This is a genomic window from Rathayibacter sp. AY1B6 (assembly GCF_002932755.1).
GTDB lineage: Bacteria > Actinomycetota > Actinomycetes > Actinomycetales > Microbacteriaceae > Rathayibacter.
This window is the reverse complement of sequence record NZ_PSWL01000018.1, coordinates 61,712-78,532: the sequence shown is the minus strand read 5'-3', so window position 1 is coordinate 78,532 and position 16,821 is coordinate 61,712. Positions and strand designations below refer to the sequence as shown.

The following is a 16,821-nucleotide window of genomic DNA, read 5'->3' as shown; positions in this document are numbered from 1 at the left end:
GTACTAATAAGCCGATAACTTGATAATCACTACACTCATACCGTTGTAAAGGCTGGTAGGAGTGGTCAGAGATTGCTTGCGTCCACTTTGTGGTTCCCAAAAGACGGGCACCCCGCATCCTCCTTCGGGAGGAGCGGAACAATTGAATACACGCACGGCGTGTAACCCAGATTTGACCATGTGCCTTCGGGTGCGTGTGTCGCCAGGGTTACGGCGGCCATAGCGAGAGGGAAACGCCCGGTCACATTCCGAACCCGGAAGCTAAGACTCTCAGCGCCGATGGTACTGCAGGGGGGACCCTGTGGGAGAGTAGGACACCGCCGGACACCATTCACGATGGCCACCCAGAGATGGGTGGCCATCGCTGTTTAACCACCACCTCTGATCCCCGCTGCTCGCTGGAGCGCGGTGCGGGTTAGGGTGGTGCGACGGCTGCGGCCGTCCTCCTCGCCCTCGGGCGGGTCAACTCCACAGAGCATCACCACGACAGGCGAGGAACGCATGGACGACTCAGGATCCGACCGCAACGACCGGGACTCCGGACGGCGTGACGAGCGCCCGCCCCGTGCCGGCGGCTCCGACCGCTCCTCGAACGACCGCGGTGGCTCGGGCGACTCCCGCCCCCGCCGCGATGGTGATGCTCGTCCTCCGTATCGTGGTGGCGGCGATTCGCGTCCGCAGCGTGATGGTGACTCTCGTCCTCCGTATCGTGGTGGCGGCGATTCGCGTCCGCAGCGTGATGGTGACTCTCGTCCTCCGTACCGTGGTGGCGGCGATTCGCGTCCGCAGCGTGATGGTGACTCCCGCCCTCCGTACCGTGGTGGTGGTGATTCCCGTCCGCAGCGTGACGGTGACTCGCGTCCTCCGTACCGCGGTGGAGGGGACTCTCGTCCGCAGCGTGATGGTGACTCCCGCCCTCCGTACCGTGGTGGTGGTGATTCCCGTCCGCAGCGTGACGGTGACTCGCGTCCTCCGTACCGCGGTGGCGGCGACGCTCGTCCGCAGCGTGATGGTGACTCCCGTCCGCAGCGTGATGGTGACTCGCGTCCGCAGCGTGATGGTGGCTCTCGTCCTCCTTACCGCGGTGGCGATTCCCGTCCGCAGCGCGATGGTGACTCGCGTCCTCCTTATCGCGGTGGTGGCGACTCTCGTCCGCAGCGTGATGGTGACTCGCGTCCGCAGCGTGATGGTGGCTCTCGTCCTCCCTACCGCGGTGGCGATTCCCGTCCGCAGCGCGATGGTGACTCGCGTCCTCCTTATCGCGGTGGTGGCGACTCTCGTCCGCAGCGTGACGGTGACTCCCGTCCTCCGTACCGTGGTGGTGGCGACTCTCGTCCGCAGCGTGACGGTGACTCTCGCCCTCCCTACCGCGGTGGCGACTCCCGCCCGCAGCGCGATGGTGATTCCCGTCCTCCGTACCGTGGTGGTGGAGATTCCCGCCCGCAGCGTGACGGTGACTCTCGTCCTCCTTATCGCGGTGGTGGAGATGCCCGTCCGCAGCGTGACGGTGATTCCCGTCCTCCCTACCGCGGTGGCGATTCCCGTCCGCAGCGTGACGGTGACGCGCGTCCTCCGTACCGCGGCGGCTCGCGCGACGGTGGAAGCCGCCCGTGGTCGGACGATCGGCGCGGCGGCGGAGACCGTCAGGGCGGCGGACGCGGACGCGAGGGCTTCGGCGGCGGACGCGGCGGGCCCCGCGAGGAGCCGGAACTCACCGAGGAGGAGCGCGAGCGGCGCTCCCTCCAATCGGTGCGCCCGCGCCACGACGACCCGGACCTTCCGGACGACGTGCAGCCCAAGGACCTCGACAAGGTCGCCCGCAACGAGCTGCGCACGCTCTCGAAGGACAACGCCGAATGGGTCGCTCGTCACCTGGTGATGGCCGGCCGCCTCCTCGAGGAGGACCCCGAGCTGGCGCACCGCCACGTGCTCTCGGCGGCCCGCCGCGCGGGACGCATCGCCGTGGTCCGCGAGTCGCTCGCGATCTCGGCGTACGCGACGGGCGACTTCGCTTTGGCGCTGCGCGAGCTGCGGACCTTCCGTCGGATCTCCGGGTCGGACGAGCAGGTGCCGCTGATGGTCGACTCCGAGCGCGGCGTCGGGCGGCCGGACAAGGCGCTCGAGCTGGGACGGTCGATCGACCGCACCACGCTGAGCCCCGGCGCGCAGGTGTCGCTGGCCATCGCCATGTCCGGCGCCCGTCTCGACCTCGGCCAGGCGGAGCTCGCCCTCATGGAGCTCGAGATCCCGCAGCTGGACCCGGACCGCGCCTTCTCCTACAGCCCGGATCTCTTCGCCGCCTACGCACTCGTCCTCGAGGAGGTCGGGCGCTCCGAGGAGGCGGCGGAGTGGCAGCGCCGTGCCGACATCGCGGCGCAGGCCGTCTTCGCGGCCGAGGGCGGCGGCGACGACGAGACGATCGAGGTGATCGAAGAGGAGCACGAGACGGCCGGCGCCGAATCCGCTCCCGATGGTGTCGTGGGGGAGACCGCGGTCGACGCCGCGGACGAGCACCTCGACACCGAGCGCGAGGACGACCCGATCGTCGTCGACGACGCGGATGCGGACGACGACGCCGACGCGAGGGCTCACGCCGAGGCCGACCTCGTCGACACGGACGAGCCGACCTCTGCGGACGAGTCCCTCGAGTCCGACGATCTCGCCGAGACGGACCCGGACGAGGCTGTCGGTTCGGCTGAGCCGACCGCCGACGAGTCCGTCGAGCCCGCCGACGCCGACGCCGTCGAGACGGACGACTCCCCGGACGCCCGCGAGACCGACGACTCCGACGACTTCGACGAGCACGTCGCGAGCACCCGCCCCACCACGCCCGCCGACGCCACCGAGGAGGACGCCGATGTTCCGCAGCAGCAGGACTGAGCCCACTCCGCTCGACGGCCGCGACTCCGTCCTGGCCGACCTCGACGGGGTCGTCTACACGGGCGCCGACGCGATCCCGTTCGCGGTGGAGAGCCTCAACCGAGCGGCCGAGACGCTGCGCGTCGGCTACATCACGAACAACGCCTCCCGCACGGACGCCTCCGTCGCCGGGCACCTCTCCGAGCTGGGGCTGAGCGTCCGACCCGAGGACGTCGTCACCTCTCCGCAGGCGGCCGTCGTGCTGCTCGCCGACCTGGTGCCGGCCGGCTCGACGATCCTGGTCGTCGGAGCGGAGGGCCTCACCTCCGAGGTCGAGCGCGCGGGCTTCACGGTGACGCGCAGTGCGGAGGACTCGCCGGCGGCGGTCATCCAGGGCTTCGCGCCCACGGTGGGCTGGGAGCAGCTGGCCGAGGCCTCGTTCGCGCTCCACACGGGGATCCCGTGGGTCGCGACGAACACCGACTGGACGATCCCCGTCGCCCGCGGCATCGCGCCGGGCAACGGGACCCTCGTCTCGGCCGTGCACACCGCGGTCGGCCGTCTGCCGGTCGTCGCGGGCAAGCCCGAGCGTGCGATCTTCGACGCGGCGACCGCACGCTTCGGCTCGGCCAACCCGTTGTTCCTCGGCGACCGGCTCGACACCGACATCGCCGGCGCGAACGGCGCCGACATGGAGAGCGCCCACGTGCTCACCGGGATCGACCGGGCCAAGCAGCTCCTCGCGGCGGAGCCCAAGCTCCGGCCGACGTACATCCTCAGCGACCTGCGCGAGCTGCACCTGCCCTATCCGGCGACGACCGTCTCGCGGAACGGCGTTCACGCCGTCCGCGGCGCCAAGGTCCGCCTCGACGGCGACTCCGTGGTGATCGTGGACGCCGGCGACGACGCGACCGATCTGCTCCGGGCCGCCTGCTCGGTGATCTGGTCGTCCGGCCGCGCGATCTACGGCCTCGACGTGCCGGAGTCGCTCTACAGCTGAGCGCGCCCGGCGGGCTCCCGGCGTCCCTCGCGGCGCAGGAGCCCGTCGAGCCGGCCGGCCAGGCCGACCGCGACGATCGCGATCAGCGCGGCGTACGAGAAGGTCGCGGCGAAGACCCCGGTCCCGGCTCCGATCAGCCCGGTGACCGCCGCCGCCAGGAGGCCCGTCAGCGCGAGGGAGACCGAGGCGCCGGTCGAGTCGGCGATCTGCAGGGCCGAACTGTTGAAGCCCTCCCGGCCCGGAGCGGAGAGCGCGAGCGTCATCGTCCCCATCCGCGGGAACATCGTGCCCATGCCGCCGCCGGCCAGGAACCAGCCCACGCCCGCGACGATCGGGCTGAGGGCGAGCACCGTGACGAGCAGCACGACTCCGATGCCGGCGAGCACGAGCGACGTGCCGAGCCGCATCGCTCCGCCGTGGCTGAGGCGGGTACCCGGGCGTCCCTGGAGGTTCGAGCCGAGAGCCCAGGAGACGGCGCCCGCGGTGAGCATGGCGCCCGAGAGCCAGGGCGGCAGGCCGTACTGCTCCGAGAGCAGCAGCGGCAGGTAGACCTCGGTGCCGAAGAACGCCGCGGCGACGAGGGCGCGGAGGAGGATCACCGACGGCAGGACGCCCCGGGCGCGCAGCGTGCCCGCGGGCAGGAGCGCGCGAACCCCCACGACCACGACCACCACGGCGGCCGCGGCCAGGAGCCCGGCGAGGTCGGGCGCGAGCTCGGCGCTCGTGCTCAGCACGACGACTCCGGCCGAGACGACCACGGCGCGGGCGATGCGGCCCACTGCCCGGCGGTCGAAGGGGAGGCGCTCGCGCGGCTCGAGCGCACGGAGGGTGGGCGCGATCGCGGCGCTCGCGAGGGCCACCAGGGCGACGACTCCGAAGAAGACCCAGTGCCAGCTCGCGAGCTCGGCGACGACTCCGGCCACCAGCGGCCCCACCAGCGACGGCACGACCCAGGCCGCGGCGAAGGCGCCGAAGATCCGCGGATGCAGCTCGCTCGGGTAGACCCGCGCGACGAGCACGTAGAGGGTGACGGTGATCCCTCCGCTGCCCAGCCCCTGCAGCAGGCGGGCCGCCACGAAGACCGGCATCGACTGGGCGGCGCCCGCGGCGACGAGACCCAGGGTGAAGAGCAGGATCGCGACCACGAGCGACGGCGTCGGGCCGCGGCGGTCGGCGGAGGAGCCGGCCGCGACCATCCCGACCACGGCGGCGGCGAGCGTCGCCGCGAAGGCCAGGGGGTAGAGGGCGCGACCGTCGAGGTCGGCGCTGACGATCGGCATGATCGTCGTCACGGCGAGCGACTCGAACGCGCAGAGGAAGACGAGGCTCGTCGTTCCGATGGTCGTCAGGAGGAGGGGAGCCGAGGTGATGCCGCGGCGATCACGGGAACGCACCCGCTCAACAGTACGCCGAGCGCACGGCCGGTCAGCGGTAGACGGCCCAGTCGTCCTTCGCGAGGACCGTCGGGGTGCCCTCGATCTCGACCAGCCAGCCGCGGTCGTCGCGCTCGAGGTAGCGCCCCTGCACGATCTCGGGGGCCCAGCCGCCGTCGCGGGACGAGATCCAGCGGACGAAGCGGACGGTGCCTCCGCGACGGAACAGTGTGCCGTTGTGGTCGCTCATGCGGGGATCTTCTTCACGGAGAGGTCGTCGGGCGACGAGGGTTCGGGGAGGAGGTGGAGACCGAGGCGGCCGTTGGAGGCGTTCGAGAGCTCGCGCAGCCAGTGCGGGTTGAGCTCGATCGAGGCGGTGCCGTCGTACTCGTAGCGGGTCGGGATGCCAGGGTGCAGCCACAGCTCGGACCGGCGGCCCTCGGCGTCCTCGATCGTCAGGAGGAAGCCCTCGCCGCGGCGGAACCGCGAGGTGATCACGGTCTGGAGGTGGGCCAGGGCGCGGTCCTCGAAGGAGTGCGAGCTGGCGGGTGCGCCGTAGAGCAGTCGTCCCATCGCGCGCACCTCCTCACCGTCGGCGGCGCACGGAAGGCGTGCCGCACCGTCGACACTAGGTATTGCTAAGTCGGTTGACTAACAGTCTCGGCGCCGACTGCGCTTTCGGGACACACGCCGTCCGATCGCCGGAGAAGTGGTTCGATGGGGGCAGCGAGTTCCCGTCCGGGGCGCCTGCCGCTCGGAAGGTGCACCTCGATGGACGCTCGGCCAGACCTGTTCGCTCTGCTCACGCGATTGCGCACGGCGGAGCGCGACTACGACGGCCGCGTGGAGCGCCGCCTGGGCATCGGCGCCACGGATCTCGCGGCCCTGCGGCTGATCGGGGTCGGGGAGCGGCGCGACGAGATCGTCCGCGCCGTCGACCTGTCCGCGGCCCTGTCGATCACGACGGCGGCCGTCTCCCTCCTCGTCGACCGCCTCGCCCGCGCCGGCTACGTGGACCGCACTCCCGACCCGTCCGACGGCCGCGGCCGCATCCTCTGCCTGACGGAGCGCGCGCAGAAGGCAATCGTCGGCACCGACGACCCGACCTACGAGCAGATCCGCGCGATGGTCGCGAAGGTGCCCGAATCGGAGGCCGCGACCGTCGCGGTGCTGCTCGACGGCCTCAGCCGCATCCTCGAGGGGCAGCCGCCGCCCGAGCTCGTCGACTGATCAGCGCTGCAGCGTGGCGCTCGGCGACTCGCCGAATCGCTCCGCGTAGGCCGCGCTGAAGCGGCCCGCGTTCCCGAAGCCCCAGTGCCGGGCGACGGCGGCGACCGTCGTCCCGAGGGGCGGACTCACGGCGAGCTCCTCCCGGGCGCGGTCGAGCCGCACCAGGCGCAGGTAGGCGATCGGGCGCATCCCGAGCACCCGCTGGAACGCGGACTGCAGGCCCCGGACGGTCAGGCCCGACGCCGCCGCCATCTCGGCGGGGCCGATCGGCTCGCTGCAGTGGGCGTGCACGTACTCGACGGCCGTGCGGATCCGTGCGTTCCGGGGGGCGAGGAGCTCGGGCGGGACCCGAGCGGACTCCGGAGGGTAGAGGTCGAGCAGCGCGGAGGCCGTGGCACGGGTGAGCTCGTCCCAGAGCAGCGGCTCGACGCGCTCGCTTCGCAGCGCGCGGGCGGAGTCGGCGACGGCCGTGCGCCAGCGGCGGATCGCCGCGGCGTCGGGGCGGTGCTCGGAGTCGAAGACGAGGGAGCCGACGAGGCCGCGCTCGGCGGCGACCCGGTCGACCACTCCCCGGTCGAGGTGCACCAGGCGCTGGTCGAAGTCGACGTAGTCGAAGGCGAACGGCCGGCCGACGGGGAAGAGGACGGGACGGTTCTCCTCCATCGCGATCGAGGCGCGGCCGACGTCGATCCGGCCGGAGCCGCCCACGATCCACTGCACGACGACGTCGTCCGAGTCGCCCACGCCGCCCGCGAGGCGCCCGGACATCCGCGAGGTGCGGAGGGTCATCCCGCCGTCGCCGATGGCCGCGTAGCGGTAGCTGAAGTCGGCCGCGGTGGTGGCGGCGCGCCACTCGTCGCCGTTGTAGAGCCGCGCGAGGCTGTGCCGCGCCTCGTCCGGATCCTCGCCGCGGGCCTCCAGCCGGACGCGAGGGTGGTGATCGTCCACAGGTCGTACCGGTGCCTCAGCGCGTGAGGCGCTCGATGAGCTCGCGGTAGCGCGCGGCCGTGCGCTCGACGATCTCGGACGGGAGGGTCGGCGGGAGGCCCTGGCCGTCCCAGTTGTCGGCGAGCCAGTCGCGCACGATCTGCTTGTCGAACGAGCGGCCGCGGATGCCGGCGTCGTAGTCCTCGGCGTCCCAGTAGCGGGAGGAGTCGCTGGTGAGGACCTCGTCGCCGAGGGTGACGACTCCGGTCCCGCGGTCGACCCCGAACTCGAACTTGGTGTCGGCCAGCAGCACGCCGCGGGCCAGGGCGATGGTGGACGCCTCGCGGAAGACCGCGAGCGAGAGGGTGCGCAGCGCCTCCGCGGCCTCCTCCCCGACGATCTCGACCGTGCGCTCGAAGGTGATGTTCTCGTCGTGCTCGCCCTGCGGGGCCTTCCACGCCGGGGTGTAGATCGGCTCGGGGAGCGGGTCGCCGTCCTGGAGGCCCTCGGGGAGCGGGACGCCGCAGACGGAGCCCGTCTCCCGGTACTCCTTCCAGCCGCTGCCGGAGAGGTAGCCGCGCACGACGCACTCGATCGGGAACATGTCGAGCGTCCTCACCAGCATCGACCGGCCGCGGACCGCCTCCGGGATCGCGCCCGGGATCAGGTGGTTGGGGACGTCGGAGAGCTGTGCGAACCACCAGAGGGAGAGCGTGGTCAGCAACTCGCCCTTGCCGGGGATGCCGGGCTCGAGGACCGCGTCGAACGCGCTGACCCGGTCGCTGGCGACCACGAGCATGCGGTCGGCGCCGAGCACGGGGTCGGCGTCGTCGGGGGTGTAGAGGTCGCGCACCTTGCCGGAGTAGGCGTGCTGCCAGCCGGGCAGCGGCGCCGTGGTGTCGAAGGACAGGGAGTCGTCGCGGGTCACTGCACCATTCTCCCCGATCCGGGGGGCTCCGCGGCTCCTGAAGGCCTCCTGTGTCCTGGCGGATCGGGGCTGTCAAGCACGCGCGGCCGCGGATCCCGCGCGCCTAGCGTCGAGACATGACTTCGCAGAACGACCAGACTCCGCAGAACGACCAGTACACGTTCCAAGACCCGACCGCGATGTTCGCCGACATCGACACGGAGGCCCAGTACCAGGAGGGCTCCGGCCTCGACTCGGAGATGGACGACCCCGCCGACCGCGGCGAGTCGACCTACCGCGGCTCCGGCCGCCTCACCGGGCGCAAGGCGCTCGTCACCGGAGGCGACTCAGGCATCGGCGCGGCCGTCGCCATCGCCTACGCCCGCGAGGGCGCCGACGTCGCGATCGTCTACCTCCCCGAGGAGGAGTCCGACGCGAAGAAGGTCGTCGCGCTGATCGAGGAGGCCGGCCGCACCGCCGTCGCCATCCCCGGCGACATCACCGACCACGACTTCGCCGTCGGCGCCGTCGCGAAGGCCGTCGAGGGCCTGGGCGGACTGGACATCCTCGTCAACAACGCGGGCAAGCAGCAGCACGTCGAGGACTTCCTCGAGCTCTCGGACGAGCAGTTCGACGAGACCTTCAAGACCAACGTCTACGCGATGTTCTGGATGACCAAGGCGGCCGTGCCGCACCTCGCCCCGGGCTCCGCTATCATCAGCACCTCGTCGATCCAGGCCTACCAGCCGTCGCCGATGCTGGTCGACTACGCCAGCACCAAGGCCACGATCAACACGTTCTCGAAGGCGCTCGCGCAGCAGCTCGCGCCCAAGGGCATCCGCGTGAACGTCGTCGCTCCGGGTCCGATCTGGACGCCCCTGCAGACCGCGGGCGGCCAGCCGTCCGACAAGCTGCCCGAGGTCGGCTCGCAGACGCCGCTCGGACGCTGGGGCCAGCCGGCCGAGCTCGCTCCCGCCTACGTGTTCCTCGCCTCCCCGGAGTCGAGCTACGTCGTCGGCGAGACGCTGCACGTCAACGGCGGCATGCCCACGCCGTAACACTCGGCGCTCACGGCGGGCCCGGTCGCGGCGCGGAGGAACGTTCTCCGCGCCGTGGCGGGGCCCGTCGTTTTGGTTGTCGTAACAATCGACTTCTGTGCAGGTTCGTGCGCGAGAGTCGGTGCATGACCGATTCCCTGCCGATCCTCGACCTGTCCCGCCTCGACCAGGGGGAGGCGGAGGCCGCCGCCTTCCGCCGGGACCTCCGGGAGACCACGCACGACGTGGGCTTCTTCTACCTCGTCGGCCACGGCGTGCCCCAGGACCTCCTCGACGACGTCGTCGCCGTCTCCCGCCGCTTCTTCGACCTGCCGGAGGAGGAGAAGCTCGCGATCGAGAACACCCTCAGCCCGCAGTTCCGGGGCTACACCCGCTTCGGCGCCGAGCTCACCAACGGCGACGTCGACTACCGCGAGCAGGTCGACATCGGCATCGACCGCCCGGCCGTTCCCGCCGGGCCCGGCGTCGCCGACTTCGAGCGCCTCGAGGGGCCGAACCTCTGGCCCGAGGCGCTGCCGGAGTTCCGCGAGGTCTTCGAGCGCTGGCACGCGGAGCTCGCGGCGGTCGCCATTCGCCTGCTGCGCACCTGGGCCGTCGCCCTCGACGCCCCGGAGGACGTGTTCGACGAGGCGTTCGCCGAGCGGCCGTTCTCGCTGGTGAAGGTCGTCCGCTACCCGGGCACCTCCGACCCGGAGCCCAAGCAGGGCGTGGGCGCGCACCGCGACGGCGGCGTGCTGACGCTGCTGCTGGTCGAGCCCGGCAAGGGCGGTCTGCAGGTCGAGCACGACGGCTCGTGGATCGAGGCGCCGGCCATGGAGGGCGCGTTCGTCGTCAACATCGGCGAGATGCTGGAGCTCGCCACCGGCGGCTACCTCAAGGCCACGCTGCACCGCGTCATCTCGCCGCTGATCGGGACGGACCGGATCTCGATCCCGTTCTTCTTCAATCCCGCGCTCTCGGCGACCATGCCCTCGCTCCCGCTGCCCGAGGAGCTCAAGTCCGGTCTCTCGGTCGATCCGACGAACGCGCCGATCCTCGAGACCTACGGCGAGAACGCGCTGCGCTACCGGCTCCGCGCCCACCCGAACGTGGCGGCCGTCCACCACGCGGACCTCCTCGCTCCCACCGTCTGACCCGCTCGCGAGACGCCACTCCCGCGACACGCCGACTCAGGCGCACCGGAGCGGCATCTCGCGGGAACGACGAAGGGCCCCCTCCCGCGCGAGCGCAGGAGGGGGCCCTTCGTCGTCAGTGCGTCAGCAGCGCGCGGCGGCCACGGGGACCGTCGCGGTGAAGGCGGGCTGGCCGGTCGCCGACCCGGTCACCGTCACCGTGCCGGCCGGCATCGAGGCCAGGCGGGTGGTGAAGGCGGCGGAGGCCGAGGAGCCGGGCGCGACCGCAGTGAACGACTTCGACCCGTAGGCCGAGGCGATCGTGACGTCCGCGGCAGCGGTGTCGGCGTTCTTCACGGTCACCGTGAGCACGACCTTGCCGGCGACGCAGCGCGTCGTGGCGGCGGGGGCGAGCTCGAGGGTGTCCAGCGGGACGGCGGCCGAGACCGACGTGCGCACCAGCTTGTCCGCGTACCCGGTGTAGGAGGCCGTGACACCGGTCACGCCCGCCGGGACCGAGACGCTCGCGGAGCCGCCGGAGAGCGGGACGGTCGAGGTCCACGAGCCGCCGGTGAAGGTGACCGAGCCGACGACGTCGCCCTTGTCGGCCGCTACGACCGTCGCCGTGACGGTGCGGCCGTCGGCGGTGAGGGTCGTGGTGGAGTCGACGGCGGTGACGCCGGTCCAGTTCTTCATGGCGGTGAGGACCGTCTGCGGGACGCTCACGAACGCGCCGTGCCGCGGGCTGGTCGGGAGGCCGGCGCGGCTCTTGGGCGAGACGTTCCAGTCGGCCGACTGCGAGAGGCGGTTCGTCTGCGAGCTGCCGGCGATCGCCGCTCCGGAGGTGAGGAAGGCCTTGTAGCCGCCGTCGCCGTAGTTGTCGACGAGGAAGGCGTAGCCGTCGCCCGTGCCGGTGGTGTCGTTCGGGTCGCCCGCGTTCAGCTTGATGATCTCGGGTCCCTCGCCGGCCTGGCCGGTCTCGAGCGAGGTCATCCGGGTGTCGGTGAGCTGCCAGGTGGTGTTCGGGTCGGCGCTCCAGTTCGAGGAGGTCGTCCCGGCGGTCAGGACCTTCGACTTCTCGAGGAAGATGTCCTTCCCGGCCTCCAGGATGCCGGCGGCGCCGCCCTCCTCGTTCTTGGTGAAGCGGTAGTAGTAGTCGCCGATCTTCGTGATCGTGGAGTCGATCCGCGCGTAGCCCGTGTCCTGCCAGGTGGCGGGGGGAGCGGTGAAGGTGCGGAAGTCGCGGGTGATCACCGAGAAGACACGGGAGTAGAGCTTGTCGTTGTTGGTCTTCGTCGCGTCGGAGTACAGGCGCGAGGAGAAGAACACGACGTAGGACTGCAGCGCGTCGTCCCAGTACGCCTCGGGCGCCCAGGTCATGCCGGCGGCCGGCTGGTTGACCGTGATGCCGGTGTCGGCGCCGTTGGTGCGGGTCCACTGCACCAGGTCGGTCGACTCCCAGACCTCGATCTTCAGGCTGCCCGTGGACTGGGCGTCGCCCCAGTTCGTGCCGCAGGAGATGCAGAGATCGGTGGCGACCATGTAGTACTTGTCGCCGTTGTGCGAGCGGAGGATGAACGGGTCGCGCAGGCCCTTCGTGTCGGTCGTCGAGGTGATGACCGCCTTGCCGCCGTTGACCGGCGAGAAGGTGAAGAAGTCGTTGCCCGAGGTCGCGGCCTGGTAGATCTTCTCGTCGCCGTCCGACTTGAAGTACGCCGAGGCGTAGCCCGCGTCGGGAGCGGTGCGGCCGAGCTCGGCGACGGTCAGGGTGAAGGCGCGCGTCTCGGTGACTCCGTTGAGCGTCGCCTTCGCGGTGAGGGTGACGGTCCTGTCCCCGGAGCCGTAGGCCGGCCGGGTGACGACGCCGCCGCCGCGGTACGGGTCGGCCGCGCCGACCGCCGGAGCGGCGTAGGACGTGTTCGTCGGGGTGACGAGCGCCGGGTCGGACGAGGTCCAGGTGATGTCGGTGCCGTTCTTGGCGCCCTTCACCGCGAGGGGGAGGTTCTCGGTCGTGCGCGTGGCGAGCTTCAGCGCGTCGAGGTCGTCGTTGATGCTCGGGGCGAGCACGACGACGTCGAAGGCGATCGTCGCGCCCTGAGCGGTGGTCGCCGTCAGAGTCACCGGGGTGTTCTGCGCGATCGTGCGCGAGACGACGCCGGTGGTCGAGACGACCGCGCTGTTCGAGGAGGTCCAGGTGAGCGGGACGCCGCTGCTGGAGGCGGGCAGCGTCAGGTTCGAGGAGACCTTGGTCAGCGACGGGTTGCCGGCCAGCAGGACGGGCTGGATGTCCGAGCGCAGCAGGGCGGAGGTCGCGGACGCCTTCGCGTCGGCGGTCGGCATGCTCGAGGCGACCTGCTCGGCGGTGAGGGAGGTGTCCCAGAACTTCACGTCGGTGACGTCGGCGGTCACCAGGGCGTCTCCGGTGTAGAGCGAGCGCCCGAGGTAGCCGAGCGTGGATCCGGTCGGGACGATGCTCGCCATCGACTTCGCCGTGTTCGCCGTCGAGATCTGCGTGCCGTCGCGGTAGAGCGTGAGGACGGTGTTCGAGCCGGTGCCGGTGCCGACGAGCGTGAGCGTCGTGAATCCGGGGTTGAGCGTGCCGCCGAAGGGCATGCGGGTCTCGCCGTTGTTCGTGGGCTCCTTGACGCGGATGCCCGCGAGGACCTGCCCGCTGGGCGAGCCGTCGGGGTTGCGCGGGTTCACGAAGACGTGGTTGCCGAGCTGCGTGGTGTTCCACGGGCCGACGCCGTCGCCGATGACCCAGCCGAACTGGTTGGCGGTGGTCTGCGTCTTCACCGTGTACTCGACGGCGAACGCGTTGTCGGCTCCGGTGACCAGGCCCTGGGGGAGGCTCGCGTAGCCGTCGTTCTTGAACCGGGCGACCTGGTCGCCGCCGGCGTTCGCGAAGGAGGCGTCGGTGAGGCCGGTCAGGGTGGCGTTGCGTCCGTTGCCCGAGATGTCGAGCAGGGCGGAGCCTGCGTGCGACATGTCGTAGTGCGCCGTGGGCGCCGGGACGTCGACGGCCTGCGCCGAGACGGGGACGAGCGCGCCGGTGAGGGCGACGCTCGTGCAGGCGAGGGCGGAGAGGAAGAGGGATCGCACGCGGCGCCGAGGCGCGGCGGCAGGGGGCTCCGGGGAGCGTCGTCTCATCGTCGAGACCTTTCCTTCAGGGGAGGGATGCGCCGAGCCGAGAGGACCGACGGGTGTGTTCACGTTAACATGTGTGCTGCCTCAGAGCCATGGGGGAATCGCTTCTGCGTCGGGAGCGAACCATGCGTCAGGGGCCCGACTCGGCGCAAGACCTGCCTCCGCGAGCGCCCAGGGCGTAGCGTGAACGCACCGCATTTTGGCCCCCGGTGACGGAACCATGCCCATCCGCCTGCCCTGCGAGGACTTGACCATGACGACGCTCTTCCACACCGGTGGCTCCCTCTCCCTCGACGACGCGACTGCCGACGCCGTCGTCCGCTACTCGCTCGCGCTCGCGCAGCAGCACCGGATGAGCACGGTCAGCGTCGCCGACGACTCGGCCCCCTCCTCCGTCGTGACGCTCACCGTCGGGCTCGGCGTCCCCCTGGCGGTCGCGGGCAGCGGAAGCGCGGCGGCGGAGTCGAGCGACGAGATCCTCGAGCGTCTCGGGGCGCTCGACGGCGCCGGTGGTCCTGTGCCCGCCTCGGACGTCGATCCCCGCGCCAGGTGGGAGCTCGAGAACGAGTACTGAGCTCTGAGCCGCGGCGCCGCTGACGCTCCGCGCCCCGCTCCTGCTCCGCGGGGCGCCAGCGGCGCGGATCCGCCCCGCTCCTGCTCCGCCGGCCCGGAGCGTCAGCGCCGGTAGTCGCGGATGATCGCCTGGGCGAGCGTCGTGATCGGAGTCGACGTCGCTCGCGCGCGGACCCGCAGCACCTCGAAGGCCTGCTCGACCGTGGTGCGGTGGGCGTAGGCGAGGATCCCCTTCGCCTGCTCGATCAGCACCCGGCTGTCGAGGGCGTGCTGCAGCTGCTCCTGGGTGACGGTGCTCCGCTGGAGCGCACGCTGGTGCAGGATCCCGATCGTCGCGACGTCGGCGAACGCCTGCACGACCGCGATGTCGTCCGCATCGAGCCGCCCCGGCCGGGCCTGGAAGAGGTTGAGGGAGCCGATCGTCGTCCCCGCCGAGCGCAGCGGCACGCAGTGCGCCGAGAGCACGTCCAGCTCGACCGCCAGCGTCCGGAACTCCGCCCACTCCTTGTCCACGGCACGGGCGTCCTCGACGACGACCGGACGCCCGGTCTCGAAGCACTGGATGCACGGGCCCGACCCGCTGTCGAGCTGGAGCAGCTCGATCAGCCGGGTGTCCTCGTCCGTGGAGGCGAGCACCTCGAGGGAGCCGGTGGAGTCGGCGAGGACGAGCCCCGCCGAGACGGCGTCGAAGAGGGTCGCGCTGCTCTCCACGAGGGTCTGCGTGAAGTCGACGACGTCGTAGTCGTCGACCAGCGTGTCGGAGAGGGCGACGAACGTCTGGATGACGCTGCGCTCGCGGGAGTTCGTCACCATGTGTCGTCCTGGGCGGTGAGAGGGCGGTCGGGGAACCCGTCGTGCCGGGCCACGATGCCGGAGGCGACATCGACGACAGAGCGCTGCTGGGCGAAGGCGTGGGCGCGCAGCAGCAGCTGCGCCTCCTCCGCCGTGCTGCCGTAGCGCGCGATGATCATGCCGGTCGCCTGGTGCACCACGCGTCGCGAGCGCGGATTCGTGCTCTCCTCGACCTCGTTGTCGCGCAGCACCGCGGCCAGCACCAGCAGCGCCGTCGCGGTGGTCGAGGCGCTGATCCGGCCGAGGAGGGAGTCGCTGAGCGACGTGGGCCGGCGGGAGTAGAGGTCGACCGCGCCGATCGAGAGCCCCGCGATCGAGAGCGGGAAGGCGAAGACCGCGCGCACCGCCGTGGAGGCGACGGCCTCGGTGAAGAGCGGCCAGCGCTCCTCCGCGCCGGTGTCCGGCACGGAGACGGGGCCGGCCGCGCGGATCGCCTCCCAGCACGGACCCTCGCCGAGGTCGATCTGGATCTCGTCGAGCCGGCTCGCGGTGCTGTCGCTCGCCGCGACGGTCTCGCCGCCGAACGGCCCGCCGAGCGTGGAGATCGCGACGCCGTCGATCGGGTACCCGCGCAGATACGGGTCGCAGAGAGCGTCGGGGTTCGTCACCGCGCCCGTTTTAGCCGACGGCCCCGCGCGGCGCGACGCTCGGCCGGACCGGCGGAGACGACGACGCGGTGACGCGCGGGAGCCCGCCTGGCTGCGCCGCCCGGGCGCACGAGGCGACGGCCGGTGAAGCGGCTCGTCGGGCGCGGACGGTACGCGGTGCGGGACGGCTGAAGCCGGAGGACGGCGGCCTGCACGGCGACGGAACGGCTCAGGCCGGGGTCGATCGAGCCGGGACGCTCGAGGGCGGCGATGAGATCGTCGAGGACGGCGAAGGCGGGGTCTGTCATCACGGCTCCTGGCCGGGTCTCCGCGGCCGTTGTTCTGCGCGCCGGGGCGCGGGCGGTGTCGATCGGGTATCGCCGTGCGGGGTCCGCGCACGACGTCGACGAGGTCCTGCCCGACGGTACGGGGCGCGGATCGACCGGACGACGTGGTTGACCTCTCGGAGGACCGCCGCTACTCGTGCTCGGCGTTGAGATCGTCGAAGTCGTTCGTGATGATCGACAGCGGGGTGTGCGGCGTGATGAGCAGGAGCGCCGGGTTCGCGCGTCCCTCGCCGTAGTTGACCGTCAGCCACTGCGGGGTCGGGGAGGCGAGTGCCGCCTCGACCTCGGCGCGGAACTCCTCGATGCTCCTGTTGTTGACCGTGTACGCGGTGCCGTCGTAGATCAGGTCGATGCGCTTCACAGCTGGTCGCCCTTCGCCGGGGGACGCGCCGGTTCGGCGGGCTCCGAGATGACGTACAGCCCGCCCGCCGAGTTCGCGAGGTCGGTGAGCGCGGAGATCCAGGCGGGGTTGATGCGGGGCATCCGGCCGCCGAAGTACTTGTAGCGGAGCGCGTGGGAGGGGTGGATCCAGATCGCGCTGCGGCCGTCGCCCATGCTGTGGTCGTCGCGCCAGCTGAGCAGGAACGACTCGTTGCGGCGCAGCTTCGCGGTGATGACGATCTGCAGGTGCGCGAGCACGCGGTCCTCGAAGTCGATCTCGACGGTCCCGTCGTAGTGCAGCTTCCCCATCGGCGTCTCCAGCCCCTGATCTCCGGCCGCAGGCACCGCCGTTGCCTCCACCCTCCCGCAGACCGGAGGGATCCGACAACCCGCTCTGCCGTTCTCTGCTCGATCTGTCCAGGTCTTCCGACGAGCACGCCGCTCTGTCAACCTCCTCCCTCCACGTGG

18 protein-coding genes and 1 rRNA gene are annotated in these 16,821 nt (G+C 71.5%); 7 read left to right on the top strand and 12 right to left on the bottom strand.

The genetic code is table 11. The features are described 5' to 3' along the window. Positions 1–209: 209 nt before the first annotated feature. Positions 210–326 (top strand): 5S ribosomal RNA (gene rrf / locus C5D08_RS11170). A 184-nt stretch (positions 327–510) separates the two neighbouring features. On the opposite strand, the gene C5D08_RS16685 is transcribed toward rrf, so the two are convergent. Further along, entirely contained in the window at positions 511–1,764 is a 1,254-nt protein-coding gene (locus C5D08_RS16685) for a hypothetical protein (protein WP_146086081.1), read from the bottom strand. Between C5D08_RS16685 and C5D08_RS17355 the strand changes: the two genes are divergently transcribed. Both C5D08_RS17355 and C5D08_RS11155 read left to right on the top strand, forming a co-directional pair. After that, on the top strand, positions 1,750–2,880 hold the full coding sequence (locus tag C5D08_RS17355; RefSeq protein ID WP_181110110.1) for a hypothetical protein: 1,131 nt from the start codon (positions 1,750–1,752) through the stop codon (positions 2,878–2,880). The two genes, C5D08_RS16685 and C5D08_RS17355, sit on opposite strands and share 15 nt — an antisense overlap. Further along, positions 2,858–3,859 carry an HAD-IIA family hydrolase gene (locus C5D08_RS11155; protein ID WP_104277085.1) on the top strand — a complete coding sequence of 334 codons (1,002 nt, stop codon included), beginning with the start codon at positions 2,858–2,860 and terminating at the stop codon, positions 3,857–3,859. Before C5D08_RS17355 ends, C5D08_RS11155 begins: the two co-directional genes overlap by 23 nt. Here C5D08_RS11155 and C5D08_RS11150 read toward each other — a convergent pair. From C5D08_RS11150 to C5D08_RS11140, 3 genes are read right to left on the bottom strand one after another with little or no spacing between them, the layout of a single operon-like run. After that, positions 3,850–5,253 carry an MFS transporter gene (locus C5D08_RS11150; protein ID WP_104277084.1) on the bottom strand — a complete coding sequence of 468 codons (1,404 nt, stop codon included), beginning with the start codon at positions 5,251–5,253 and terminating at the stop codon, positions 3,850–3,852. The two genes, C5D08_RS11155 and C5D08_RS11150, sit on opposite strands and share 10 nt — an antisense overlap. A 31-nt stretch (positions 5,254–5,284) precedes the next feature. Further along, a complete protein-coding gene (locus tag C5D08_RS11145) occupies positions 5,285–5,482 on the bottom strand; it encodes a hypothetical protein (RefSeq protein ID WP_068256013.1) in 198 nt (65 codons plus the stop codon). After that, complete coding sequence (locus tag C5D08_RS11140) at positions 5,479–5,805, bottom strand: hypothetical protein (protein ID WP_104277083.1); 327 nt, start codon at positions 5,803–5,805, stop codon at positions 5,479–5,481. The genes C5D08_RS11145 and C5D08_RS11140 overlap by 4 nt, the downstream gene beginning before the upstream one ends. Positions 5,806–6,003: 198 nt before the next feature. Between C5D08_RS11140 and C5D08_RS11135 the strand changes: the two genes are divergently transcribed. Next, the gene (locus tag C5D08_RS11135; RefSeq protein WP_159940166.1) at positions 6,004–6,462 is read left to right on the top strand and encodes a MarR family winged helix-turn-helix transcriptional regulator; all 459 of its coding nucleotides are present in this window, start codon (positions 6,004–6,006) and stop codon (positions 6,460–6,462) included. Here the strand turns inward: C5D08_RS11135 and C5D08_RS11130 are convergent, their stop codons facing one another. Together C5D08_RS11130 and C5D08_RS11125 are read right to left on the bottom strand one after the other, a co-directional pair. Beyond that, entirely contained in the window at positions 6,463–7,410 is a 948-nt protein-coding gene (locus C5D08_RS11130; protein ID WP_104277082.1) for a helix-turn-helix domain-containing protein, read from the bottom strand. It abuts the gene before it with no gap. Positions 7,411–7,426: 16 nt separating this feature from the next. Then, positions 7,427–8,317, bottom strand: a complete 891-nt coding sequence (locus tag C5D08_RS11125; protein ID WP_258067387.1) for a phosphoribosylaminoimidazolesuccinocarboxamide synthase — start codon at positions 8,315–8,317, stop codon at positions 7,427–7,429. Positions 8,318–8,433: 116 nt separating this feature from the next. Between C5D08_RS11125 and C5D08_RS11120 the strand changes: the two genes are divergently transcribed. Together C5D08_RS11120 and C5D08_RS11115 are read left to right on the top strand one after the other, a co-directional pair. Then, positions 8,434–9,354: a glucose 1-dehydrogenase gene (locus tag C5D08_RS11120; protein ID WP_104277081.1), complete on the top strand. Its 921-nt coding sequence runs from the start codon at positions 8,434–8,436 to the stop codon at positions 9,352–9,354. Between the two features lie 125 nt (positions 9,355–9,479). Further along, positions 9,480–10,487 (top strand): isopenicillin N synthase family oxygenase, encoded by a 1,008-nt coding sequence (locus tag C5D08_RS11115; protein WP_104277080.1) that lies wholly within the window; start codon positions 9,480–9,482, stop codon positions 10,485–10,487. A 123-nt stretch (positions 10,488–10,610) separates the two neighbouring features. Here the strand turns inward: C5D08_RS11115 and C5D08_RS11110 are convergent, their stop codons facing one another. Beyond that, positions 10,611–13,568 (bottom strand): glycoside hydrolase family 43 protein, encoded by a 2,958-nt coding sequence (locus tag C5D08_RS11110; RefSeq protein WP_258067386.1) that lies wholly within the window; start codon positions 13,566–13,568, stop codon positions 10,611–10,613. A 298-nt stretch (positions 13,569–13,866) separates the two neighbouring features. Here C5D08_RS11110 and C5D08_RS11105 point away from each other — a divergent pair, with 298 nt between their 5' ends. After that, a complete protein-coding gene (locus C5D08_RS11105) occupies positions 13,867–14,187 on the top strand; it encodes a hypothetical protein (RefSeq protein ID WP_104277079.1) in 321 nt (106 codons plus the stop codon). Positions 14,188–14,288: 101 nt separating this feature from the next. On the opposite strand, the gene C5D08_RS11100 is transcribed toward C5D08_RS11105, so the two are convergent. The 5 genes from C5D08_RS11100 to C5D08_RS11080 form a co-directional block, all read right to left on the bottom strand. Next, positions 14,289–14,999: a GAF and ANTAR domain-containing protein gene (locus C5D08_RS11100; protein WP_104277078.1), complete on the bottom strand. Its 711-nt coding sequence runs from the start codon at positions 14,997–14,999 to the stop codon at positions 14,289–14,291. Then, positions 14,993–15,646 (bottom strand): GAF and ANTAR domain-containing protein, encoded by a 654-nt coding sequence (locus C5D08_RS11095; RefSeq protein WP_104277077.1) that lies wholly within the window; start codon positions 15,644–15,646, stop codon positions 14,993–14,995. Before C5D08_RS11095 ends, C5D08_RS11100 begins: the two co-directional genes overlap by 7 nt. Beyond that, the gene (locus C5D08_RS11090) at positions 15,643–15,933 is read right to left on the bottom strand and encodes a hypothetical protein (RefSeq protein WP_104277076.1); all 291 of its coding nucleotides are present in this window, start codon (positions 15,931–15,933) and stop codon (positions 15,643–15,645) included. Before C5D08_RS11090 ends, C5D08_RS11095 begins: the two co-directional genes overlap by 4 nt. Positions 15,934–16,102: 169 nt before the next feature. Continuing rightward, the gene (locus C5D08_RS11085; RefSeq protein WP_104277075.1) at positions 16,103–16,333 is read right to left on the bottom strand and encodes a hypothetical protein; all 231 of its coding nucleotides are present in this window, start codon (positions 16,331–16,333) and stop codon (positions 16,103–16,105) included. Next, positions 16,330–16,662, bottom strand: coding sequence for an ATP-dependent DNA ligase (locus C5D08_RS11080; protein ID WP_104277074.1), 333 nt, complete (start codon positions 16,660–16,662; stop codon positions 16,330–16,332). The genes C5D08_RS11085 and C5D08_RS11080 overlap by 4 nt, the downstream gene beginning before the upstream one ends. Between the last annotated feature and the right edge of the window lie 159 nt (positions 16,663–16,821).

What these genes read in the sequence shown, in the direction of transcription:
- C5D08_RS11155 (WP_104277085.1), top strand. Translation starts at nt 2,858, where the DNA reads ATGTTCCGCAGCAGCAGGACTGAGCCCACTCCGCTCGACGGCCGCGAC.
- C5D08_RS11145 (WP_068256013.1), bottom strand. Translation starts at nt 5,482, where the DNA reads ATGAGCGACCACAACGGCACACTGTTCCGTCGCGGAGGCACCGTCCGC.
- C5D08_RS11140 (WP_104277083.1), bottom strand. Translation starts at nt 5,805, where the DNA reads ATGGGACGACTGCTCTACGGCGCACCCGCCAGCTCGCACTCCTTCGAG.
- C5D08_RS11135 (WP_159940166.1), top strand. Translation starts at nt 6,004, where the DNA reads ATGGACGCTCGGCCAGACCTGTTCGCTCTGCTCACGCGATTGCGCACG.
- C5D08_RS11120 (WP_104277081.1), top strand. Translation starts at nt 8,434, where the DNA reads ATGACTTCGCAGAACGACCAGACTCCGCAGAACGACCAGTACACGTTC.
- C5D08_RS11115 (WP_104277080.1), top strand. Translation starts at nt 9,480, where the DNA reads ATGACCGATTCCCTGCCGATCCTCGACCTGTCCCGCCTCGACCAGGGG.
- C5D08_RS11105 (WP_104277079.1), top strand. Translation starts at nt 13,867, where the DNA reads ATGACGACGCTCTTCCACACCGGTGGCTCCCTCTCCCTCGACGACGCG.
- C5D08_RS11100 (WP_104277078.1), bottom strand. Translation starts at nt 14,999, where the DNA reads ATGGTGACGAACTCCCGCGAGCGCAGCGTCATCCAGACGTTCGTCGCC.
- C5D08_RS11090 (WP_104277076.1), bottom strand. Translation starts at nt 15,933, where the DNA reads ATGACAGACCCCGCCTTCGCCGTCCTCGACGATCTCATCGCCGCCCTC.
- C5D08_RS11080 (WP_104277074.1), bottom strand. Translation starts at nt 16,662, where the DNA reads ATGGGGAAGCTGCACTACGACGGGACCGTCGAGATCGACTTCGAGGAC.